Annotated in this window: 19 protein-coding genes; 8 read left to right on the forward strand and 11 right to left on the reverse strand. The window is 66.6% G+C overall.

Features of this window, described 5'->3' with window-relative positions:
• Position 1: 1 nt before the first annotated feature.
• Entirely contained in the window at positions 2-772 is a 771-nt protein-coding gene (locus ACI48D_RS08980) for an exodeoxyribonuclease III (protein ID WP_435570879.1), read from the reverse strand.
• Positions 773-988: 216 nt separating this feature from the next.
• On the opposite strand from ACI48D_RS08980, the gene ACI48D_RS08985 reads away from it, so the two are divergent.
• Positions 989-3,532 (forward strand): ATP-binding protein, encoded by a 2,544-nt coding sequence (locus ACI48D_RS08985; protein ID WP_435570880.1) that lies wholly within the window; start codon positions 989-991, stop codon positions 3,530-3,532.
• 30 nt (positions 3,533-3,562) lie between these two features.
• Complete coding sequence (gene pyrE / locus ACI48D_RS08990; RefSeq protein ID WP_435570881.1) at positions 3,563-4,219, forward strand: orotate phosphoribosyltransferase; 657 nt, start codon at positions 3,563-3,565, stop codon at positions 4,217-4,219.
• 65 nt (positions 4,220-4,284) lie between these two features.
• Here the strand turns inward: pyrE and gatB are convergent, their stop codons facing one another.
• From gatB to gatC, 3 genes are all read right to left on the reverse strand, one after another.
• Positions 4,285-5,745: an Asp-tRNA(Asn)/Glu-tRNA(Gln) amidotransferase subunit GatB gene (gene gatB / locus ACI48D_RS08995; protein ID WP_435570882.1), complete on the reverse strand. Its 1,461-nt coding sequence runs from the start codon at positions 5,743-5,745 to the stop codon at positions 4,285-4,287.
• Positions 5,746-5,842: 97 nt separating this feature from the next.
• The gene (gatA, locus tag ACI48D_RS09000) at positions 5,843-7,318 is read right to left on the reverse strand and encodes an Asp-tRNA(Asn)/Glu-tRNA(Gln) amidotransferase subunit GatA (protein WP_435570883.1); all 1,476 of its coding nucleotides are present in this window, start codon (positions 7,316-7,318) and stop codon (positions 5,843-5,845) included.
• A gap of 97 nt (positions 7,319-7,415) precedes the next feature.
• Positions 7,416-7,715 (reverse strand): Asp-tRNA(Asn)/Glu-tRNA(Gln) amidotransferase subunit GatC, encoded by a 300-nt coding sequence (gene gatC / locus ACI48D_RS09005; RefSeq protein WP_435570884.1) that lies wholly within the window; start codon positions 7,713-7,715, stop codon positions 7,416-7,418.
• A gap of 340 nt (positions 7,716-8,055) precedes the next feature.
• On the opposite strand from gatC, the gene ACI48D_RS09010 reads away from it, so the two are divergent.
• The 6 genes from ACI48D_RS09010 (at position 8,056) to ACI48D_RS09035 (ending at position 15,202) form a co-directional block, all read left to right on the forward strand.
• Positions 8,056-9,099, forward strand: coding sequence for a rod shape-determining protein (locus ACI48D_RS09010; RefSeq protein ID WP_047827025.1), 1,044 nt, complete (start codon positions 8,056-8,058; stop codon positions 9,097-9,099).
• A gap of 136 nt (positions 9,100-9,235) precedes the next feature.
• Entirely contained in the window at positions 9,236-10,498 is a 1,263-nt protein-coding gene (mreC, locus tag ACI48D_RS09015; protein WP_435570885.1) for a rod shape-determining protein MreC, read from the forward strand.
• Complete coding sequence (mreD, locus tag ACI48D_RS09020) at positions 10,498-11,013, forward strand: rod shape-determining protein MreD (RefSeq protein WP_435570886.1); 516 nt, start codon at positions 10,498-10,500, stop codon at positions 11,011-11,013. Before mreC ends, mreD begins: the two co-directional genes overlap by 1 nt.
• Positions 11,014-11,022: 9 nt before the next feature.
• Positions 11,023-13,011 carry a penicillin-binding protein 2 gene (gene mrdA / locus ACI48D_RS09025; protein ID WP_435570887.1) on the forward strand — a complete coding sequence of 663 codons (1,989 nt, stop codon included), beginning with the start codon at positions 11,023-11,025 and terminating at the stop codon, positions 13,009-13,011.
• Positions 13,012-13,014: 3 nt separating this feature from the next.
• Entirely contained in the window at positions 13,015-14,133 is a 1,119-nt protein-coding gene (gene rodA, locus ACI48D_RS09030; protein WP_435570888.1) for a rod shape-determining protein RodA, read from the forward strand.
• 151 nt (positions 14,134-14,284) lie between these two features.
• Positions 14,285-15,202, forward strand: a complete 918-nt coding sequence (locus ACI48D_RS09035; RefSeq protein ID WP_435570889.1) for a septal ring lytic transglycosylase RlpA family protein — start codon at positions 14,285-14,287, stop codon at positions 15,200-15,202.
• Between the two features lie 53 nt (positions 15,203-15,255).
• Here the strand turns inward: ACI48D_RS09035 and ACI48D_RS09040 are convergent, their stop codons facing one another.
• The 7 genes from ACI48D_RS09040 to argS are packed head-to-tail and all read right to left on the reverse strand — an operon-like array spanning position 15,256 to position 21,428.
• Positions 15,256-16,002, reverse strand: a complete 747-nt coding sequence (locus ACI48D_RS09040; protein ID WP_435570890.1) for an SPOR domain-containing protein — start codon at positions 16,000-16,002, stop codon at positions 15,256-15,258.
• A 9-nt stretch (positions 16,003-16,011) separates the two neighbouring features.
• Positions 16,012-16,755 carry a type III pantothenate kinase gene (locus ACI48D_RS09045; protein WP_435571119.1) on the reverse strand — a complete coding sequence of 248 codons (744 nt, stop codon included), beginning with the start codon at positions 16,753-16,755 and terminating at the stop codon, positions 16,012-16,014.
• 15 nt (positions 16,756-16,770) lie between these two features.
• Positions 16,771-17,535, reverse strand: a complete 765-nt coding sequence (locus ACI48D_RS09050; RefSeq protein WP_435570891.1) for a biotin--[acetyl-CoA-carboxylase] ligase — start codon at positions 17,533-17,535, stop codon at positions 16,771-16,773.
• Entirely contained in the window at positions 17,532-18,317 is a 786-nt protein-coding gene (locus ACI48D_RS09055) for an SDR family oxidoreductase (protein WP_435570892.1), read from the reverse strand. Before ACI48D_RS09055 ends, ACI48D_RS09050 begins: the two co-directional genes overlap by 4 nt.
• Complete coding sequence (locus tag ACI48D_RS09060; protein ID WP_435570893.1) at positions 18,314-18,982, reverse strand: thiol:disulfide interchange protein DsbA/DsbL; 669 nt, start codon at positions 18,980-18,982, stop codon at positions 18,314-18,316. The genes ACI48D_RS09055 and ACI48D_RS09060 overlap by 4 nt, the downstream gene beginning before the upstream one ends.
• A gap of 2 nt (positions 18,983-18,984) precedes the next feature.
• Positions 18,985-19,710 (reverse strand): SPOR domain-containing protein, encoded by a 726-nt coding sequence (locus ACI48D_RS09065; RefSeq protein WP_435570894.1) that lies wholly within the window; start codon positions 19,708-19,710, stop codon positions 18,985-18,987.
• A 5-nt stretch (positions 19,711-19,715) separates the two neighbouring features.
• Entirely contained in the window at positions 19,716-21,428 is a 1,713-nt protein-coding gene (argS, locus tag ACI48D_RS09070; protein ID WP_435570895.1) for an arginine--tRNA ligase, read from the reverse strand.
• Between the last annotated feature and the right edge of the window lie 122 nt (positions 21,429-21,550).

Consider the following 21,550-nt stretch of genomic DNA (forward strand, 5'->3'; position numbering starts at 1 on the left):
ATTACAGGGCGTAGTCGATGATGAGGGGCGCGTGGTCGGAGAAGCGCTCGTCCTTGTAGACCGAGACCGCATGCGCCTTGGCCGCGATGCCCGGGGTGGCGACGTGGTAATCGATGCGCCAGCCGACGTTCTTCGCGTAGGCCTGGCCGCGGTTGCTCCACCAGGTGTAATCGGCGGCTTCGGGCGCTACCACGCGGTGCACGTCCACCAGGCCGAGCTCGTCGAAGATGCGGGTCATCCAGGCGCGCTCTTCCGGCAGGAAGCCCGAATTTTTCTGGTTGCTCTTCCAGTTCTTCAGGTCGATTTCCTTGTGCGCGATGTTCCAGTCGCCGCAGATGACGACCTCGCGGCCTTCGGCCTTCAGCGCTTGCAGGTGCGGCAGGAACACTTCCATGAAGCGGAACTTGGCTTCCTGGCGCTCCGGCGAGGACGAGCCGGACGGGCAGTAGACCGAGATCACGGTCAGATTGCCGACGTCGCAGCGGGTGTAGCGGCCTTCGTTGTCGAACTCGACGCAGCCGAAGCCGATCCTGACGGCATCCGGCCTGCTGCGGCTGTAGACGCCGGTGCCGGAGTAGCCCTTCTTTTCGGCGTAGTGGAAATGGCCGTGGTAGCCATGCGGCGCGAGGAATTCCTCGGTCATGTCGGCTTGCTGGGCTTTCAATTCCTGCACGCAGATGAAGTCGGCGTTCTGGCCGCCGATCCAGTTGAAAAAGCCTTTTTTGTGGGCGGAGCGGATCCCGTTCAGGTTGGCGGAAATAATTCTTGGCATGGATCGAAAAGAAAGAGGGCGGAACGGTTCTGGAAGGTCAAGAGTGTAACGTGTTTTGATCTATCTCAACATATCCCTCATGGACCAGGCTTACGGCCAGTGTGTACAGTTGAGGTCGATTTACCCATGAATGTGAACTGCTCTGTTGCGGCATGTTAAACTTTTTCGTGGTGTCTGCTTTCTGCGGCGCCTTTCACCAATGCACAGGGAGTTTGCGTGCTGATCAAGACCGACGACGTTCTGTCTGGCAAATACGGCAAGTGCGGGCATTTCGTCCGCTTCTACGACAATGACGACGTCCTGCTCGACGAGGTCGCGGCGTTCGTCGAGCAGGCCCTGCATGTCCATGGCAAGGGGATCGTGATCGCCAGCGCCGCGCACCGCGAGGCGCTGTGCCGGCGTCTGGATGCGGAGGCCGCGCGGGTCGTCTGGCTGGATGCCGAGGCGACGCTGGCGACCTTCATGGTCGACGGCTGGCCGGACCGGCAGCGTTTCGACGCCGTGGTCGGCGGCGTCGTGGCCGCAGCCTGCGCCGGCGGCGTCCGTGTGCACGCGTTCGGCGAGATGGTGGCGCTGCTGTGCGCCGCCGGGCAGTACGAGGCCGCGCTGCAGCTCGAACGGCTGTGGAACGAGCTGGCGCAGCGGATGGAGTTTTCCCTGTTCTGCGCCTATCCGTGGGATCTGTTCCCGTCGGCCGACCTGGCGAACGCCTTCCAGCAAGTGTGCGACGAGCACCATCACGCCTGCGCGGATGCGCCGATGACCTTCCCGGCCGGCGGCAAGGTCGACATCAACCTGGTCAAGCTCGAACAGAAGGTGCACGCGCTGCAGGCCGAGGTGGCGCGCCGCCAGGAGGCCGAGGAAGCCCTGCGCCAGAGCGAGCGCGAGTTCAGCGACTTCGTCGAGAACGCGGCCGAAGGCCTGCACCGGGTCGGCTTTGACGGCACCATCCTGTGGGCCAACAAGGCCGAGCTGCAGATGCTGGGCTACCGCTGGGAAGAATACGTCGGCCACCACATCGCCGAATTCCACGTCGACGAGCCCATCATCGGCAGCATCCTGCACCGGCTGTCGAGCGGCGAAACCCTGTACGACCAGCCGGCCCGCCTGCGCTGCAAGGACGGCTCGATCAGGCACGTGCTGATCCACTCGAACGGCCACTTCGAGGACGGCAAGCTGCGCTATACCCGCTGCTTCACGCGCGACGCCACCGAACGGCGCGAGCGCGACATCGCGCTGGCCCAGCGCGACAGCATGCTGCTCAACGCGCCGGTGGCGGCCGCGCTGCTGACCGGACCGGACTTCACCTTCCGCCTGGCGAACCGCAGCTATTGCGAACTGGTCGGCCGCAGCGGGCTGGAAGGGAAGGCCTTCCTGGAGGCTTTTCCGGAATTGCGCGACAGCGAGACGCTGCACCTGCTGGAACAGGTCTACCGCAGCGGCCAGATGGCCCGCGCGGAAGAGCTGCGGATCATCCTGCACGACGCCGACGGCCAGCCGCGCGAGCGCTTCCTCAAGTTCAGCCTGGAGCCGCTGGCCGTGACCGGAGGGGAAGCGCCGGGTGTGATCGTGGTGGCGGTCGACGTTACCGAACACGTGCGCAGCCGCCAGGAAATCGAGCGCGCCCATGCCGAGCGCGCAGAGCTGCTGGCCGAACTGACCGCGGCCGCCCAGGCCAAGGACGAGTTCCTGGCCATGCTCGGCCACGAGCTGCGCAATCCGCTCTCGCCGATCGTCACCTCGCTCCAGCTGATGCGCCTGCGCGGCGAGAGCGCCGCCCTGCGCGAGCGCGAGATTATCGAACGCCAGGTCGGCCACCTGATCCGCCTGGTCGACGACCTGATGGACATCTCGCGCGTCACGCGCGGCAAGATCGACCTGAAGTTCGAGCGCGTCGAGATCGCCCAGCCCCTCGACAAGGCGGTCGAGATGGCCAGCCTGCTGCTGGAAAAGCGCCACCACCGCCTCGACGTCGAGATCGAGCCCGGCCTGGCCTGGGAAGGCGATCCGGTACGCCTGGCACAGGTGGTCTCGAACCTGCTCACCAACGCGGCGCGCTACACCGAACCCGGCGGCCATGTGCGCCTGCGCGCGGCGCGCGAGGGCGCGTCCTGGCTGCGCATCAGCGTGGCCGACAACGGGGTCGGCATGGCGCCGGAACTGCGGGCCCAGGTGTTCGACCTGTTCTTCCAGGGCAAGCGCAATATCGACCGCGCCGAGGGCGGCCTCGGCATCGGCCTGGCGCTGGTCAAGAACATCGTCGAACTGCACGGCGGCCGGGTCGAGGCGCGCAGCGAAGGGAAGGGCAGGGGCAGCGAATTCGTCGTCCTGCTGCCGCTGCGCACGCTCGGCGCCGGCGCCGCGGACAGCCTGCCGGCGCCGCAGCCGGCACCCGCCGCCTGCCGGCGTCGCGTCATGCTGGTCGACGACAACGTCGACGGCGCCGAGACCTTGGCGCGCCTGCTGGTCGCCCACGGCCACCAGGTGCAGGTGTTCCACGAACCGATCGCGGCGCTGGCCGCGGTGCGCGCATTCCGTCCCGACCTGGCCGTGCTCGACATCGGCCTGCCGGTCCTCGACGGCTACGAACTGGCGCGCCGCATGCGCACGCTGCTCGACGGCCATCCGTGCCGCCTGGTCGCGCTGACCGGCTACGGCCAGGAAGCCGACAAGGCCAGGAGCGAGCAGGCCGGCTTCGAACGGCACCTGGTCAAGCCGGTCAATCCCGACCTCTTGGTGCGGCTGGTGGCGTTAAAATAGCGGCTTTACAGACCAGATCAGAGGTAAGTCGTGGACAATCTGCGCCAGCAGTTCATTGCGTTTTCCGTCGAGGCCGAAGTGTTGAAGTTCGGCCAGTTCGTCACCAAGGCCGGCCGCCAGTCGCCGTATTTCTTCAACGCGGGCCTGTTCCACGACGGTGCCACGCTGGGCAAGCTGGCCCAGTTCTACGCCCAGACCCTGCTCGACTCGGGCATCGAATTCGACATGCTGTTCGGCCCGGCCTACAAGGGTATTACCCTGGCCTCCGCCACTGCGGTGGCGCTGGCGGCGAAGGGCCGCGACACCTCGTTCGCCTACAACCGCAAGGAAGCCAAGGACCACGGCGAGGGCGGCACCATCGTCGGCGCGGGGCTCAAGGGCAAGGTCGTGATCATCGACGACGTGATCTCGGCCGGCACTTCGGTGCGCGAATCGGTGGCCATGATCCGCGCCGCCGGCGCCGAGCCGGCCGCGGTACTGATCGCGCTGGACCGCATGGAGCGGGCTGGCCGCGACGGCGTGCTGTCGCCGCTGTCGGCGGTGCAGGAAGTCAGCCAGACCTACGGCATCCCGGTGATCTCGATCGCCAACCTTGCCGACCTGTTCACCTACCTGTCGGCCGATCCGGCCATGGCGCAGCACAAGGAGGCGGTGGCGGCGTATCGCGCCCAGTACGGCGTGGTGTGATCCGGTAACTGCCGCCAGCATAAAAAACCGGGGCCAGGCCCCGGTTTTCGTTGAAAGGGTCAGCTTCAGCCGGCCAGCTTCTTCTTCAGCAGCTCGGTCACCTGGGCCGGGTTGGCCTTGCCCTTCGAGGCCTTCATGCACTGGCCGATCAGGGCATTGATCGCCGCTTCCTTGCCGGCGCGGTACTGCTCGACCGATTTCGCATTGTTGGCGAGGACTTCGTCGACGATGCCTTCCAGCGCGCCGGTGTCGGAGATCTGCTTCAGGCCTTCGCGCTCGATGATGGCGTCGGCCAGGTGCTCGTCCTCAAGCTTCGCTTCCCACATCAGGCTGAACACCTTCTTGCCGGCGTTGTTCGAAATCGTACCGTCGGCGATCCGTTTCAGGAGCAGGGCCAGCTGCGAAGCCTCGACCGGTGAATCCACGATGTCCACGCCTTCGCGGTTCAGTGCCGAGGACACGTCGCCCATCAGCCAGTTGGCGGCGGCCTTGGCGTTTTCCTTGCCGGCCTTGGCCACCACGGCTTCGTAGTAGGTCGCCATGCCCTGCGAGCCCGTCAGGATCAGGGCGTCGTATTCCGGCAGGCCGTAGTCGCTGACGAAGCGCTCGCGCATCGCGCCCGGCAGTTCCGGCATGTCGGCCTTCACGCGCTCGATCCAGTCCTGCGAGATCATCAGCGGCGGCAGGTCCGGGTCGGGGAAGTAGCGGTAGTCCTGCGCGTCTTCCTTGGTGCGCATGGAACGGGTTTCCTTCCTGTCCGGATCCCACAGGCGAGTCGCCTGGATCACCTTGCCGCCGTCTTCGATCAGTTCGATCTGGCGCCGCACTTCGTAGTGGATCGCCTCTTCCATGAAGCGGAAGGAGTTCAGGTTCTTGATCTCGCAGCGGGTGCCGAATTCCTGCTGGCCGACCGGGCGCACCGAGACGTTGACGTCGCAGCGGAACGAGCCTTCCTGCATGTTGCCGTCGCAGACACCCAGCCACATCACCAGCGAGTGCAGCGCCTTGGCGTAGGCGACCGCCTCGGCGGCGCTGCGCATTTCCGGCTCGGAGACGATCTCCAGCAGCGGCGTGCCGGCGCGGTTCAGGTCGATGCCGCTCATGCCGGCATAGTCCTCGTGCAGCGATTTGCCGGCATCCTCTTCCAGGTGGGCGCGGGTCAGGTTGATGGTGCTGGTGACCATCTTGCCGTCCTTCTCGTAGGCGAAGGTGAGGGTGCCGCCCTGGACCACCGGGTCCTCGAACTGGCTGATCTGGTAGCCCTTCGGCAGGTCGGGGTAGAAGTAGTTCTTGCGCGCGAACACGGACTGCGGCGCGATCTTCGCGCCGACCGCCAGGCCGAAGCGGATCGCGCGCTCGACCGCGCCGCGGTTCAGCACCGGCAGCACGCCCGGCAGCGCCAGGTCGACCGGGCTGGCCTGGGTGTTCGGCTCGGCGCCGAAGCGGATCGAGCTGCCGCTGAAGATTTTCGAATTGGTCGTGAGCTGGACGTGGTTCTCAAGACCGATGACGACTTCCCATTCCATAATATTCTCTCTTGTTTATCTCTGTTCCGGCGTGGTTGGCACAAACCGGGGTCAGAGCCCTTTTAAAAGCAACACCGGGCTCTGACCCCCGCCTCCGTTACACGCCTTCAGGGGCGCGGGTGTGCCAGTCGGTCGCCTGCTGGTACTGGTGGGCGATGTTCAGCAGCTTCGCTTCGCTGAAGTAGTTGCCGATGATTTGCAGGCCGACCGGACGCTTGGCGTTCTTCTCTCCCTGGCCGAAGCCGACCGGGATCGACATGCCGGGCAGGCCCGCCAGGCTGGTCGACAGCGTGAAGATGTCGGCCAGGTAGTTGGCGACCGGGTCGTCCGATTTCGCGCCCAGGTCCCAGGCCACGGTCGGGGCCACCGGGCCCATGATCACGTCGCACTTGTCCTTGAACGCGGCCTGGAAGTCGTCGGCGATCAGGCGGCGGATCTTCTGTGCCTGGACGTAGTAGGCGTCGTAGTAGCCGTGGCACAGCACGTAGGTGCCGACCATGATGCGGCGCTGGACTTCCTTGCCGAAGCCTTCCGCGCGCGTCTTCTTGTACATGTCCTGCAGATCCTTGTACTCCGGCGTGCGGTAGCCGTAGCGGACGCCGTCGAAGCGCGACAGGTTGCTCGATGCTTCCGCCGGCGCGATGATGTAGTAGACCGGAATCGACAGCGAGGTCTTCGGCAGCGAGATCTCGACCAGGGTCGCGCCCAGCTTCACGAACTGGTCGAGCGCGGCGCGCACGGCCTGCTCGACATCCGCGGCCAGGCCTTCGCCGAAATACTCTTTCGGCACGCCGATCCGCAGCCCGTTCAAAGGCTGGTTCAGTTCGCGGGTGAAGTCTTCGCGCGCATTGCCTTGTTCAGGGGTGAGGCAGGTCGAGTCGCGCTCGTCGAAGCCGACCATCTCGTTCAGCAGCAGGGCGCAGTCCTCGGCAGTGCGCGCCATCGGACCGCCCTGGTCGAGCGAGGAGGCGAACGCGATCATGCCGAAACGCGACACCCGGCCGTAGGTCGGCTTGATGCCGGTGATGCCGCAGAAGGCGGCCGGCTGGCGGATCGAGCCGCCGGTATCGGTGCCGGTCGCGGCCGGCGCCAGGCGCGCGGCGATCGCGGCGGCCGAGCCGCCCGAGGAGCCGCCCGGCACGGCCAGGGCATCCCACGGGTTCGTCACAAAGCCGAAGGCCGAGTTCTCGTTGGCCGAGCCCATCGCGAACTCGTCGCAGTTCAGCTTGCCCAGCGTGACCATGCCGGCGTCGCCGAACTTCGTGACCACGGTCGCGTCGAACGGGCTGACGTAGTTGCCCAGCATGTTGGACGCGGCGGTGGAGCGCCAGCCGCGCGTGACGAAGATGTCCTTGTGCGCGATCGGAATGCCGGTCAGCGGGCCGGCCGAGCCTTCCGCGAAGCGCGCATCGGCGGCCCTGGCCTGGGCCAGCGACAGCTCGGCGTCGACGTGCAGGAAGGCGTTATGCTTGCTCGCGGCGATGCGGTCGAGGTAGTGCCGGGTCAGCTCGGTGCTCGATACCTGTTTCGAATGCAGGAGCGTGGACAGCTCCTTGATAGTCTTGTTATGCATGATCTGGTGGGGGCTCGAACAAGCTGCTGCGCGTTGCATTGCTGGTGTGCGATGCTCGCTACGCTTCTTCGAAGCCCCTTCGCTGTTAATGGTTAAATTATTCGATGACTTTCGGCACCAGATACAGGCCGTCCTGGGCTTTCGGGGCCGGCGCCTGGTAGTCGGCGCGGCGGTCTTCCTCGGTCACCACGTCTTCGCGCAGGCGCAGCGGCAGGGCGAGCCTTGCTGCCAGCGGGTGCGACAACGGCTCGACGCCGGTGGTGTCGACGGCTTGCATCTGTTCGGCCAGGGCGAAGATGCCGTTCAGTTCATTGAGGGCGATCTTCGCGTGGGCCTCATCCATATCGAGCTGGGCCAGGTTGGCGATCCGTTTTACGTCTGAAAGAGTCAGGGACATGGCTTAAGACGCGGTCAAGGGCCGCGTTCAAAGATGGTTGTGCGAATAATGAAATTTGGTTAACGGCGTGCTAAAGCTGATAAAAGCTTTCTAATACCGTCGATCTCGCGGGCTGATATAGGCGTGTTTCCACCCGTTTTTCAGCGTTTAATCGGCAAATTATAAGGTAGAATGGCGGGCTAATGCGTTCTCCGGCGCCGAAAGCAGGCAGCCGCGCATGAAAGCCCGCGGTGCGGATTCATCAATCGCGGCGAGGATCCCCCGATTAATGTTTGGGATCTCGACAAGTCGACAAGTCGAGATCCGCTTTAGGCGCACTTGGATGCGCATCAGGACACACATGTTTGGTTTTGTCACGCAGTTATTTTCGAACGATCTGGCGATCGACCTGGGTACCGCAAATACCCTGATCTACGTTCGCGGCCAAGGCATCGTCCTGGATGAGCCGTCGGTCGTTGCGATCCGCCAGGAAGGCGGCCCGAACGGCAAGAAGACGATCCAGGCGGTCGGCAAGGAAGCGAAACAAATGCTGGGCAAGGTGCCTGGCAACATCGAAGCGATCCGCCCGATGAAGGATGGCGTGATCGCCGACTTCACCGTCACCGAGCAGATGCTCAAGCAGTTCATCCGCATGGTGCACGACTCGAAATTCCTGCGCCCGTCGCCGCGCATCATCATCTGCGTGCCTTGCGGTTCGACCCAGGTCGAGCGCCGCGCGATCCGCGAGTCGGCGCTGGGCGCCGGCGCCCGCCAGGTCTACCTGATCGAAGAGCCGATGGCGGCCGCGATCGGCGCCGGCCTGCCGGTGTCCGAGGCGACCGGTTCGATGGTGGTCGACATCGGCGGCGGCACCACCGAGGTCGGCATCATCTCGCTGGGCGGCATGGTCTACAAGGGTTCGGTGCGCGTGGGCGGCGACAAGTTCGACGAAGCGATCGTCAACTACATCCGCCGCAACTACGGCATGCTGATCGGCGAACAGACCGCCGAGTCGATCAAGAAGGCCATCGGTTCGGCCTTCCCGGGTTCCGAAGTCAAGGAAATGGAAGTCAAGGGCCGCAATCTGTCCGAAGGCATCCCGCGTTCGTTCACGATCTCGTCCAACGAGATCCTGGAAGCCCTGACCGATCCATTGAACAACATCGTCTCCGCCGTCAAGAACGCGCTCGAGATGGCGCCGCCCGAGCTGGGCGCCGACATCGCCGAGAAGGGCATGATGCTGACCGGCGGCGGCGCGCTGCTGCGCGACCTGGACCGCCTGCTGATGGAAGAGACCGGCCTGCCGGTGCTGGTCGCGGAAGATCCGCTGACCTGCGTGGTGCGCGGTTCGGGCATGGCGCTCGAGCGCATGGACAAGCTGGGTTCGATCTTCTCCTACGAGTAAGCCGGCGCGCGGTTTCGCGAAACAGGACGGGCGGCCTCCGCGCGTCCTGTTTTGCGTGTCTCGCCGCGTTCAATGTTAGTGTGTCTTCACGTCGGTGCCCCGCTGCATTCCACGGGCGCCCTCATTATTGGAAGTCATGGAATACAGTCCTCCGCCGCTCTTCAAGCAAGGCGCTCCCGCCAGGGTCAAGGTGACGGTGTTCGCAATCCTCTCGATCGCACTGCTTGTCGTCGACGCGCGGTTTCATGCGCTCACCGCCGTGCGCCAGGTTGCGGCCACGGTCCTTTATCCTTTCCAGATGGTGGCCCTGATGCCGCGCGACGCGCTGAGCAACATGGGCAGCTATTTCTCGTCGATCTCCGCCTTGCAGAAGGAAGTGCGCGACTTGAAGAGCCAGCAGGTGGCGATGGCCCAGGCCATGCAGCAGGCCCAGCTCCAGATGGCCGAGAACGGCCAGCTGCGCAAGTTGATGGACGCGCGCGCGCACCTGCCGGTGCGCTCGATGATGAGCGAGATCCTGTACGACGCGCGCGACCCGTCGACCCGCCGCGTGGTGCTCGACCGCGGCGCGCGCAACGGCGTCAAGCTCGGCCTGCCCGTGATCGATAACGCCGGCGTGGTCGGCCAGGTCACGCGCGTGTTCCCGTTCACCTCCGAAGTCACCCTGCTGACCGACAAGGAGCAGGCGATTCCCGTGCAGGTGCTGAGGAACGGCCTGCGCAGCGTCGCCTACGGCCGCGGCCAGTCCGGCCTGCTGGACCTGCGCTTCGTGGCGCCGAATGCCGACATCCAGGTCGGTGACGTACTGGTCACCTCCGGCCTGGACGGCATGTATCCGGCCGGCCTGGCGGTCGCCAAGGTCACCCAGGTGGAGAGCGTGGCCCAGGGCGCGTTCGGACGCGTGGTGTGCCAGCCGCTGGCCGGCATCGACCGCCACCGCCAGCTGCTGGTCGTGATGTCCGACGAGCCGGCGCAGCCGCGCCCGCCCGCGGAAGCCCCGAGGAGCAACGCCAACAACACGCCGCGCCGCAACCTGCCGAAGATGGAGCCGATCCCGCTGCCGCCGCTGCCCGCGCAGCCGCTGCCGCCGGCCCGGCAGCCGGCGCCGAACGGCGCCGCGCCCGCTACGGCCGGCGCCGGTGTGCGGCCGGCCACGGCGCCGTCCGCAGCGCCGTCAAGCGGTGTGCCGGCGGCGCCGGCGAACCGCGGCGCCGCACCGGCCCGCGCCACGCTGCCCGCAACGGCTGCCGGCACCGCGCCGGCCGCGCGTAACCCGGCCGCGCGCGCGCCGGCGACCGCTACGCCGGCTGCCGCGGCACCGGCTACCGCGGCACCGGCTACCGCGGCACCCGCGGCGCCCCAGCCGGCGGCCGCCCCGCGCACCGGGGAGGGTGCATAATGCCGAACCGTCCGCACTACATCCTGCTGCCGGTCAGCCCGCTGTTCATCGCCTTCAGCCTGATCTGCGCGTTCATGCTCAACCTGATGCCCTGGGGACGCTGGGTCGGCGCGCCGGACTTCGTCGCGCTGGTGCTGGTATTCTGGGGCATCCACCAGCCGCGCAAGGTCGGCATCGGCATCGCCTTCTCGATGGGCCTGCTGATGGACGTGCACGACGCCACGCTGCTCGGCGAGAACGCGCTGGCCTATACGCTGCTGTCGTATTTTGCGATCATGATCCACCGCCGCGTGCTGTGGTTCCCGCTGGTGACGCAGGCGATGCACGTGTTCCCGCTGCTCCTGATGACGCAGGCGGTCCAGGTGGTGGTGCGCTTCATCGTCACCGGGCGCTTCCCGGGGTGGCTGCACTTCATCGAAAGCGTGATCGCGGTGGCCCTGTGGCCGGCCATTACCTGGCTGCTGCTGGCACCGCAGCGCCGTGCGGTTGACAAGGACCATACCCGTCCCATCTGATTTTCTCGAATGACCGAAATTAAAGACAGCGATCGCGAGATCCACCACTTCCGCATGCGCCTGACGGCGCTGGTGGGGCTGGTGTTGATCTGCTTCGGCCTGCTGGTGGCGCGCTTCGTGTGGCTGCAGGTGGTCAAGCACAACCAGTACATGGCGCAGGCCGAGGACAACCGCATCGCGCTGGTGCCGATCGTCCCCAACCGTGGCCTGATCCTGGACCGCAACGGCGTGGTCCTGGCCAGCAACTACTCGGCCTACACGCTGGAAATCACGCCCTCCAAGCTGGAAGCCAACCTCGACTCCGTGATCGACGAGCTGTCCAAGCTGGTCGCGATCGAAGCGAAGGACAGGAAACGGTTCAAGCGCCTGCTGGAAGAGTCGAAGAATTTTGCGAGCGTGCCGATCCGCACCCGCCTGACCGACGACGAGGTCGCGCGTTTCACCGCGCAGCGTTTCCGCTTTCCGGGGGTCGAGGTGCAGGCGCGCCTGTTCCGCCAGTATCCGCTGGGCGAAATCGCGTCGCACGTGCTGGGCTTCATCGGCCGCATCAACCAGAGCGAAGCCAAGGCCATCGAGGCCAGCGACGACGCAGCCAACTACAACGGCACCGACCACATCGGCAAGGAAGGCCTGGAGAAGAGCTACGAACGCCAGCTGCACGGCCAGACCGGCTACGAGGAAGTCGAACGCTCGGCCGGCGGACGCGCGATCCGCACGCTGTCGCGCACGGCGCCGACCCCGGGCACCAACCTCGTGCTGTCGATCGACATCGAGCTGCAGAAGGTGATCGAGGAAGCCTTCGGTGACTTCCGCGGCGCCCTGGTCGCGATCGAGCCGGAGACCGGCGACGTGCTGGCCTACGTGTCGCGTCCCGGCTTCGACCCAAACCTGTTCGTCGACGGCATCGACGCCCAGAGCTGGAACGAGTTGAATACCTCGCTCGACCGTCCGCTGATGAACCGTCCGCTGTCCGGCACCTACCCGCCCGGCTCGACCTTCAAACCCTTCATGGCGCTGGCCGCGCTCGAGCTGGGCAAGCGCCGTCCGGAGCAGGGCATCAGCGACGCCGGCTTCTTCATGCTGGGCGGGCACCGCTTCAACGACGACAAGCCCGGCGGCCACGGCTACATCGACATGTACCGTTCGATCGTGATGTCCTGCGACACCTACTACTACCAGCTCGGCAACGACATGGGCATCGACGCCATCAGCGGCTTCATGAAGCAGTTCGGCTTCGGTTCGCCGACCGGCATCGACCTCGAGCACGAAAAGGCCGGCGTACTGCCCTCGCAGGAGTGGAAGCGCGAACGCTTCAAGCGCAACCGTGCGGCCCAGAAGTGGGTCGGCGGCGACACCATCTCGATCAGCATCGGCCAGGGCTACAACAGCTACACCATGCTGCAGCTGGCGCACGCGGTCGCGACCCTGGCCAACAACGGCGTGATCATGAAGCCGCACCTGGTCAAGATCCTGGAAGACGGCGGTACCAAGCAGCGCACACTGACGGTGGCGAAGGAATCCGGCCGCATCCCGCTCAAACCGGAGAACATCGAGGTGATCAAGCACGCAATGGTGGGCGTGATGACCGACCAGAGCGGCACCGGCTACCGGACCTTCCGCGACGCCCCCTATGTTGCCGGCGGCAAGACCGGTACCGCCCAGGTGGTGGGCCTGAAGGGCGCCAAGTACAATCACAACATGACGCCGGAGCGCCTGCGCGACAACGCGCTGTTCACCGCCTTCGCGCCGGCCGACAAGCCGAAGATCGCGATCGCGATGGTGGTCGAGAACGCCGGCTTTGGTGCGCAGTATGCGGCCCCGATCGCGCGCAAGGCGCTCGACTACTACCTGCTGGGCAAGCGCCCCGGCGACAAGGCCAAGCCGGCGGAGAAGCCGGTGGTGCCGAAGGAAGACCTGGCGGTTCCCGAAGAGTCCTTCGGTCCGAACGCCGGCCTGCCGAAGCCGCCGGGCGGTGAAACCCCTGGCAACAAGGAGTAAACGATGCCGGCCCATATTCCCGAACGGCGCTCGCTGAGCCGGCGCCTGAAACCCTATCTCCTGGTATTCGACGGCCCGCTGGCCCTGATCCTGTTCCTGCTGTTCTCGGTCGGCACGCTGACCATGAGCTCGGCCGGCCATGACTTCCCCGGCCGCATGGAAGGGCAGATGCGCAATATTCTGCTGTCCTTCGTCGTGATGTGGATCGCCGCGAATATTCCGCCGCAGATGCTGCTGCGGCTGGCGGTGCCGATCTATACCTTCGGCGTCACGCTGCTGGTCGCGGTGGCCTTGTTCGGCGTCGTCAAGAAGGGCGCGCGGCGCTGGCTGCACATCGGCGTCGACATCCAGCCTTCCGAGATCCTCAAGATCGCCACGCCGCTGATGCTGGCCTGGTATTTCCAGTCCCGCGCCGGCTTCATGAAATGGCAGAATTTCGTCGTCGCGGCGATCCTGCTGCTGGTTCCGTTCGGCCTGATCGCCAAGCAGCCCGACCTCGGCACCGGACTGCTGGTGGGCGCTTCCGGTTTCTACGTGATCTTCCTGGCCGGCCTGTCGTGGAAGGCGCTGGCGGCGCTGTTCGCGGGCGGCTGCGCGGCCCTGCCGGTGGCGTGGTCGATGATGCACGACTACCAGCGCGAGCGGATCATGACGCTGATCGACCCGACTTCGGATCCGCTCGGCAAAGGCTTCCACATCATCCAGTCGACCATCGCGATCGGTTCCGGCGGGGTGAGCGGCAAGGGCTATATGAAGGGCACCCAGGCCTACCTCGAGTTCATTCCCGAGCGCACGACCGACTTCATCTTTTCCGTGTATTCGGAAGAGTTCGGTCTGGTCGGTAACCTGGTGTTACTGTTCTTGTATTTTCTGCTCATCGGGCGCAGCATGATGATCGCTGCAAATGCCCCGAATCTGTTCACGCGCCTGCTGGCGGGCGCGGTCTCGATGATGTTCTTCACCTATTGTTTTGTGAACATGGGAATGGTCAGTGGAATTCTTCCCGTGGTCGGAGTTCCGCTTCCTTTCATGAGCTATGGCGGAACTGCGTTGATTACTTTGGGGCTCTGCAGTGGTATATTGATGAGTATCCAACGACACCGTAAACTGGTGCAGACCTGACATGAAAGAGAACGCGATAGCCGTTCGCGCATTACGCGGTCGATTTTTGCCAGCGGTTATTACGTTAGCGTCAGCGACGCTGATCACCGGCTGCAGCACGACCGAGAATGGCGAACACAAGAGCCTGATTCCCCTGCCCTGGAAGCACAAGGTGGCAACACGGAACGGCGATATCGACCCCAAGCTCCCCAAAGCCGGTTCCGGCCGCGGCGGCTACTACCAGGACGACGGCCCAGGCGACAATCCGCCGCCCGGCTTGCGCGACGTCCCCGATGCGGTCGTCAAGTACGAGCCCTATGCCAGGTTCGCCAACAAGCCGTATTCGGTATTCGGCCAGACCTACGTCCCGCTGGTCAACGACGAACCCTTCAGCCAGCGCGGCGTCGCCAGCTGGTATGGCGTGAAATTCCACGGCCAGCGGACCTCGTCGGGCGAGCCCTACGACATGTACAAGATGACGGCCGCGCACCCGACGCTGCCGATCCCTTCCTACGCCCGCGTCACGAGCCTCGAAACCGGCAGGTCCGTGGTGGTGCGCATCAACGACCGCGGCCCCTTCCACTCGGACCGCATCGTCGACGTCTCGTACACGGCGGCACTCAAGCTCGGCCTGCTGGGCAAGGGCAGCCACCAGGTCGAGATCGAGCGGCTGTTCGCAAACGATTCCACCCGCGTCGCCACCGTGCGCCGCGCCGCCGCCTCGGCCGCGCAGGCCGCGCCGGCGCCGGCCGAGATCGCCGCGCTGATGCTGGAAGACCGGGTCGCGATGGACAGCGCCGCGGTGGCGCGTCCGGACTCCCAATCCCGTTCGGAACAGGCGAAGGCCGTCAAGTCCGTCGCCAAGGCGGGATTCTACCTGCAACTGGGCGCCTACGGCCGCGACGGCAAGGCGGAAGAGGTGAGTGAGCAGCTGAAAAAATCCGGCGTCTCGCAGGCGCTGGAAGTGGTGCGCTCGGGTTCCGTCAACCGCCTCTACAGCGGCCCCTTCGACACCCGTGCCATGGCACAGGAAGCGGCGCGTTCGCTGCCCACTTCACTCGGCCTGAAACCGATCGTCGTACGCCGATAAAGGCATGCGTGGGCACCCCGTGCCCACGCGTGACGCCCGCACATCGTCAGCCCCTACCGGCAGCTCTTCGCCTCCGCATCCGACACCGCATCCGCCGCCGCGACTATGCGCTCGCGCGTGCCGGGCTCGATATCGCGGAAGCGGTAGGCGTAGCGCGTGGCCTCCCGCCCGCGCGGCGTGATGCGCGCCGTGTGCACGCCCTGCTTGTTCAGCTGCGCCAGCAGGGTCTGGGCCCCGTTCTCGGTCTTGAACACGCCCAGCGAGATCGCCCACTTCAGCGGCGAGTCCCCCGACATGATGAAGAAATTGGTGACGCCCAGGTTGCGCAGTTCGCCGGCCTTGCGCTCGGCCGCTTCCTTGCTGCCCTGGGGCGGAATGTTCACCAGGTAGCTGGTCACGTCCTGGGCCTGCACGGCCTGGCGCGACTGGCGTTCGCCGAGGTCGAGCGCAGCCAGGCGGGTTTCGAAGCGCTTGGCCTCACCGGTGCTGAAGGTGCCGACATCGATGCAGGCCAGCGGTTTCGCCGCTGCGCTTGCGGCTACCGCCGGCGCGCTCGCTTCCACGGCCGCCGCCGCTGGCGCGATGGCCGCTTCACTGGCCGCTTCGCTGGCCGCTGCCGGCGCCGCCTTCGCCGCTGCGGCCTGCTCGTTGGTCAGCACGGTCAGCCTGGCGGCTTCCAGTTGCGGCTTGATGCGCGCGCGCTCTTCCTCGCTTCCCTTGCTGGTGCCGAAGAAACCCTGGGCATACGCGAACAGGGCGGCATTCAGGAACAGCAGCGACCAGAAGACGAATCTCAACACGGCATTTCCCTATGGTGAAGGTGACGCGATGGCGGCCGCATGCAGGCCGACCAGCACAATATTATCCAGCATCCGGTACGGCACCGACAACGCCGGCGCCACGTGGCCGGCCGCGCCGCCCGAGATGATGCACAGCTCGGCCGGCAGGCTTGCTACGGCGCGCTCGATGGCGCCGGCCTGGGCCGAGATGCAGCCGGAGCGGATCGCGTCCAGCGTGTTGTCGGCAAAGGCGGGCGGCAGCACCGCATCCGCGCTGGCCTCGGGCAGCTGGGCGGTGCCGCGCGCGAGCGATCCCAGCATCAGGCCGAGTCCGGGCAGGATCATCCCGCCCACGAATTCTCCTGCGGACGAGACGGCATCCACCGTGGTCGCGGTGCCGCAGGTGGCCACCACCAATGCCTTGCCGGGAACCAGGGTGCGTGCGCCCAGCGCGGCGGCGAAGCGGTCCGCTCCCAGCTGGCTTGGATTGCGGTAGCGATTGCGCAGCCCGGCCAGCTCGGCTTGGGCGCTGAACCATTCCGGCTGCAGCGTTGGCCAAAGGCGCGGCAGCAGGGCCGCCAGGCGTTCGGCCAGCTGCGCGCCCGCCACGTTCGAGACGAGCGCGCGCGTGACGCCGTGGCCAAGCCAGGCGGCTTGCAGGGTGTCCAGCTCCGCGTGCAGCACCGCGCCGTGGGCGAGCCAGTCGCCCGGCGTCGCGCCATCCCGCGCCAGGGCCCACTTGACCCGGGTATTGCCTGCGTCGACCAGCAGCATCGTCATGACGGCACCTCAGCCTTTGATGCGCAGCGAGACGTCGCCGGCGACGATGGCGATGCGGCCGCTGCCGGTATCGAGCAGCAGGCGGCCGGCATCGTCGACCCCGGCGGCCAGGCCTTCGTGCAGGACTTCGCCGCGGTCGAGGATGGTGACCAGCTGGCCCTGCCAGCCATGCAGCAGGTTCCAGCGCGCGCTGAAGGCCCCGAAGCCGGCCTTGTCGAACAGGCGCAGGGCCTCGGCCAGGCCGTCCAGCAGGGCCGCCAGCAGGGTGTCGCGGTCCATCCGCGCGAGCCAGGGCACGGCGGCCACGGAGCGCCCGATCCGCTCCTCCAGCTCGTCCGGCATGACGAGGTTCAGGCCGATGCCGATGACGGTCCAGACGGCGCCGTCACCGGCCGCGGCGGTCTCCACCAGGATGCCGGCCAGCTTGTCGCCATCCTTCAGCACGTCGTTCGGCCACTTCAGCGCTACCGGCTGGCCGAGCCGGCCCAGGGTTTCGGCCAGCGCCGTGCCGACCGCGAGCGGCAGGCCCGTCAGTTTTTGCAGTCCGCCATCGAATTTCCAGGCCAGCGAGAAGGTGAGGGAATGGCCGGGGCTCGACAGCCAGCTGCGGCCGGCGCGGCCGCGGCCGGCGGTCTGGTGTTCGGCTACCAGCAGCAGCGGCGAGGCCAGGCCGGCAGCGCGCGCCAGCAGGTCGGCGTTGGTCGAGCCGGTTTCCGCCACGACTTCGACAGATACGCCGGCGTGGGACAGCGACATGATGCGCTGCGCGTTCATGCGGCCTCCTTGCGCGCCTTCTGCGGAGCCCGCGCGAACAGCGCGTCGAAGATCGCGTTCGGCAGCACGCGCAGCAGCCGGGCGACGAGGCCCATCTGCCAGGGGATCACACGGAAACTGGTGCCGGCCTCGATGGCGCCGACGGCCCGCGCCGCGAAGCGCCCGGCCGGCATCAGGAAGGGCATGGGGAATCGGTTATTGCTTGTCATGGGTGTATCGATATAGCCGGGCGCGATGGTCACGACCCGGATGCCGTAGGGGCGCATCTCCAGGCGCAGCGACTCGCAATAGCTGTGCACCGCCGCCTTCGAGGCGCAATAGGCGCCGGCGCCTTTCATACCTCGCACGCCCCCCACGCTGCCGATCGCCACCAGCCGGCGTGCGCCGGCACCCTCCTTCATCGCCGCGATGAAGGGGGCGAAGGTGGCGATGGTGGCCTGCACGTTGGTGGCGAACACGGACTCGAACAGCGGCAAATCCTCGAGCCGCTCGGTCAGGGTGCCGTGCGAGATACCGGCCGAGGCGATCACGACGTCGGCGCCCCCGTGCGCGCCGATGAAGTCGTTGGCCGCGCCCGCCAGCGCCGCGTGGTCGGTGACGTCGAGCGCATAGACGCGGTGGCGTTCCGGATGGGGGAGGGTGGCGACCAGGGCGTCGAGCGCATCGCGGCGGCGCGCCAGCAGGCCCAGCACGGCGCCGCGCGCCGCATATTCGCGCGCCAGCGCGGCGCCGATGCCGCTGGACGCGCCGGTGATGAACACGCGCTGAGGCGCGACGCTCATTGTTTTGCCTTGGCCACCAGGTAATCCATCACCTTCAGCGCCACCTCCTGCTGCTGGGCCTCGGTGCGTGCTTCGTTCGCGTACGCGCCGGCGTGCGAAGGCGAGGTCAGGTAGCGGCCGCCGATCGCGACCACCGGCCAGCGGTCGATGTGGTAGGCATCCATCATGGCGTCGGCGCGGCGCAGGCGCTGCTGGATGCCGAAGGAGCGGTAGGTGTCGACGAACTTGGCGCGCTCGATGCCGTTCTTCTCGGCCCAGTCGAACACCTGCTCGTCGCTGTTCAGGCGCAGGCGCTCGACGTGCATGGCATCGAACACCTTGTCGTGGTACTGCTCCAGCAGGCCCATCGCTTCGAGCGTGAAGAACAGGCGCTGCTGGGGCGCCACGCCGGCGTCGCGCGCGACATGCACGCGCTTGAACACGATGTTGTCGCCCTGCCGCCTGACCCAGGCGTTGAGGACCGGCTCGAAGGCGTAGCAGTGCGGGCAGTAGTAGGCGAAGAACTCGATGACCTCGACTTTGCGGCCGGTATCGGTCGGCAGTCGGGCGGGCAGGGTCAGGTAGTCGACGCCGTCCTGCGGCTCGGCGGCGGCAGGCAGGGCGACTGCCGCCTCCGCCAGGCCGAGCAGGGCGGTGCAGAAGCGGCGGCGAAGCGGGCGCGCCATGGTCAGCGCTGGTTGCGCACGATGGCGACGTCGACGCCGCTGTCGAGCAGCTTGGCGCGCGCCTTATTCATCGACTCGACCTGGCTGAACGGGCCGAGGCGCACGCGGTGCAGTACGCCGCTGTCGCTGGTGCGGTCGCTGATCGCGGCCTCGAAGCCGAGCAGGGCCAGCTTGGCGCGGGTGGCTTCGGCGTCGGACATGTCGCGGAAGGCGCCGGCCTGCAGGTAGTACACGTATTCGCCGCTGCCGGCAGCGGCGGCATGGGCCGCGGCCGGCGCGGGCGACGGCGTCGCGGCGGGCACGGCCAGCGGATGGCTGTTGCGCGCGGCCGGCTTCGCTTCCAGGCTGGCGATCGCCTGGCCCAGCGGATCCGCCGCCGCCGGGGCTGCCGGGACAGCCGGGGCTGCCGGAACAGCCGGGGCAGCCGGCTCGGCCGTCCTGGCGTTGCGCGCCGCTGCCTTTTCGGTGACTTCCTTGTTCGCTTCGCGCGCGGCGTCGCGGTTGGTGTACATCGGCTTGTTCGGATCCATCGCCTCGCCGGGGGCCGGGTCGGCCGGGCGGCCGGACTTGGCGGTTTTTTCCGTGAACGGCGAAGCGCCCTTGGTGATCGTCAGGGCCACCGCGACGGCGATGCCGAGGCCGACGATCAGTCCGATGATCAGGCCGGTGAGCGTGCTGCCGCGCTGGCGCCCGGCGGCACGGATGGTGCGGGGTCGGAAAGCGGTCATGGCGATTACATCTTCTCCGGTGCCGAGACGCCGATCAGCGCCAGGCCGTTACGCAGTACCTGGCGGGTCGCGGTGGCCAGGGCCAGGCGCGCCAGCTTGAGCGCTTCGTCGTCGTCGAGCAGCCACTTGTGCGCGAAGTAGTAGCTGTGCAGCTCGCCGGCCAGTTCGCGCAGGTAGAACGCGACCTGGTGCGGGCCGAGTTCGGCCTGGGCGCGCTGCAGCATCTCCGGATAGGCCGCCAGCTTGGCCAGCAGGCTCGCTTCGTGCGGGGTGTTCAGCGGCGACAGGTCGACGTTCGCGAGGCTGGCGACGTCGCCGCCCCAGTTGGCCAGCGCCGAGCAGATGCGGGCGTGGGCGTACTGCACGTAGTAGACCGGGTTCTCGTCGTTGGTGGCCAGGGCGACGTCGACGTCGAACACGAACTCGGTGTCGGCCTTGCGTGAAATGAGGAAGAAGCGCACGGCGTCGCGCCCGCGCGTGACGTCGCCGTTGCCCGACCATTCGATCAGGTCGCGCACGGTGACGTAGGAGCCGGCGCGCTTGGAGATCTTGACCTCTTCGCCATTCTTCATGACGGTGACCATCTTGTGCAGCACATAATCGGGATAACCGCGCGGGATACCAATATTTACCGCCTGCAGGCCGGCGCGCACGCGCGCGATGGTGCCGTGGTGGTCGCTGCCCTGGATATTGATCGCCTGGTCGAAGCCGCGCTTGAACTTCTGGATGTGGTAGGCGACGTCCGGCACGAAATAGGTATAGGTGCCGTCGGACTTGCGCATCACGCGGTCCTTGTCGTCGCCGTAGTCGGTGGTCTTCAGCCACAGGGCGCCGTCCTGTTCGTAGGTGACGCCGGCGTCGACCAGGGCCTGCACGGCGCTTTCCACCTTGCCGTCGGTGTACAGCGAGGACTCCAGATAGTAGTTGTCGAACCTGACCCCAAAGGCTTGTAAATCCTGGTCCTGCTCGTTGCGCAGGTAGGTGACGGCGAAGCGGCGGATCGATTCGAGGTCGTTGGTGTCGCCGCTGGCGGTGACCGGCGCGCCGTCGCTGCAGGAGACAGTCTTCTTCGCCATGAAATCGTCGGCGATGTCCTGGATGTAGTCGCCGTTGTAGGCCGACTCCGGCCACTCGATATCGCCGGGGCGGAAGCCGCGTGCGCGCGCCTGGACCGAATTGGCCAGGGTGGCGATCTGCACGCCGGCGTCGTTGTAGTAGAACTCGCGGGTGACCTTGTGGCCCTGGGCTTCGAACAGCGAAGACAGGGCGTCGCCCAGCGCGGCCTGGCGGCCGTGGCCGACGTGCAGCGGGCCGGTCGGGTTGGCCGAGACGAACTCGATGATCACGTGGTGGCCGGCGCCGCCGTCACCGCGGCCGTAGGCTGCGCCCTCCTGCAGGATGGTGCGTGCCACCGACTGCTTGGCGGCGTCGGCCAGGCGCAGGTTGATGAAGCCCGGACCCGCGAGCTCGGCCGAGGCGATCAGGCCCGCGGCCTGCGGATCGGCCTGCAGGGCGGCGACCAGGCGGGTGGCCAGTTCGCGCGGATTGGTCTTCAGCGGCTTGGCCAGCTGCATCGCGATGTTGCAGGCGATGTCGCCATGGGTCGGATCGCGCGGGCGCTCCAGCGCAATGTTGGGGGTCAAATCGGTGCCTGCGACGATCGGGGCCAGGGCGGCCTGGAACAGGGCAACGATTTCTTGTTTTTGTTGGGCGAGCATGAATGTGGTCGAAAATGAAATGGTTGGGGCCTAGGCCGGGGCCAATGAGACGGCGACAGAGCCGCAGGCAAACATCGGTCATTATACTGGTTTGACGCAACACGGAATACGTTCCCGGCCGT

It is taken from the genome of Massilia sp. LXY-6 (assembly GCF_051233485.1).
Classification (GTDB): Bacteria; Pseudomonadota; Gammaproteobacteria; order Burkholderiales; family Burkholderiaceae_D; genus Telluria.

What these genes read in the sequence shown, in the direction of transcription:
- argS (WP_435570895.1), bottom strand. Translation starts at nt 21,428, where the DNA reads ATGCTCGCCCAACAAAAACAAGAAATCGTTGCCCTGTTCCAGGCCGCC.
- ACI48D_RS09060 (WP_435570893.1), bottom strand. Translation starts at nt 18,982, where the DNA reads ATGGCGCGCCCGCTTCGCCGCCGCTTCTGCACCGCCCTGCTCGGCCTG.
- ACI48D_RS09065 (WP_435570894.1), bottom strand. Translation starts at nt 19,710, where the DNA reads ATGACCGCTTTCCGACCCCGCACCATCCGTGCCGCCGGGCGCCAGCGC.
- ACI48D_RS09010 (WP_047827025.1), top strand. Translation starts at nt 8,056, where the DNA reads ATGTTTGGTTTTGTCACGCAGTTATTTTCGAACGATCTGGCGATCGAC.
- ACI48D_RS09045 (WP_435571119.1), bottom strand. Translation starts at nt 16,755, where the DNA reads ATGCTGCTGGTCGACGCAGGCAATACCCGGGTCAAGTGGGCCCTGGCG.
- mreD (WP_435570886.1), top strand. Translation starts at nt 10,498, where the DNA reads ATGCCGAACCGTCCGCACTACATCCTGCTGCCGGTCAGCCCGCTGTTC.
- ACI48D_RS09055 (WP_435570892.1), bottom strand. Translation starts at nt 18,317, where the DNA reads ATGAGCGTCGCGCCTCAGCGCGTGTTCATCACCGGCGCGTCCAGCGGC.
- gatB (WP_435570882.1), bottom strand. Translation starts at nt 5,745, where the DNA reads ATGGAATGGGAAGTCGTCATCGGTCTTGAGAACCACGTCCAGCTCACG.
- ACI48D_RS08980 (WP_435570879.1), bottom strand. Translation starts at nt 772, where the DNA reads ATGCCAAGAATTATTTCCGCCAACCTGAACGGGATCCGCTCCGCCCAC.
- gatA (WP_435570883.1), bottom strand. Translation starts at nt 7,318, where the DNA reads ATGCATAACAAGACTATCAAGGAGCTGTCCACGCTCCTGCATTCGAAA.
- mrdA (WP_435570887.1), top strand. Translation starts at nt 11,023, where the DNA reads ATGACCGAAATTAAAGACAGCGATCGCGAGATCCACCACTTCCGCATG.
- mreC (WP_435570885.1), top strand. Translation starts at nt 9,236, where the DNA reads ATGGAATACAGTCCTCCGCCGCTCTTCAAGCAAGGCGCTCCCGCCAGG.
- gatC (WP_435570884.1), bottom strand. Translation starts at nt 7,715, where the DNA reads ATGTCCCTGACTCTTTCAGACGTAAAACGGATCGCCAACCTGGCCCAG.
- ACI48D_RS09050 (WP_435570891.1), bottom strand. Translation starts at nt 17,535, where the DNA reads ATGAACGCGCAGCGCATCATGTCGCTGTCCCACGCCGGCGTATCTGTC.
- rodA (WP_435570888.1), top strand. Translation starts at nt 13,015, where the DNA reads ATGCCGGCCCATATTCCCGAACGGCGCTCGCTGAGCCGGCGCCTGAAA.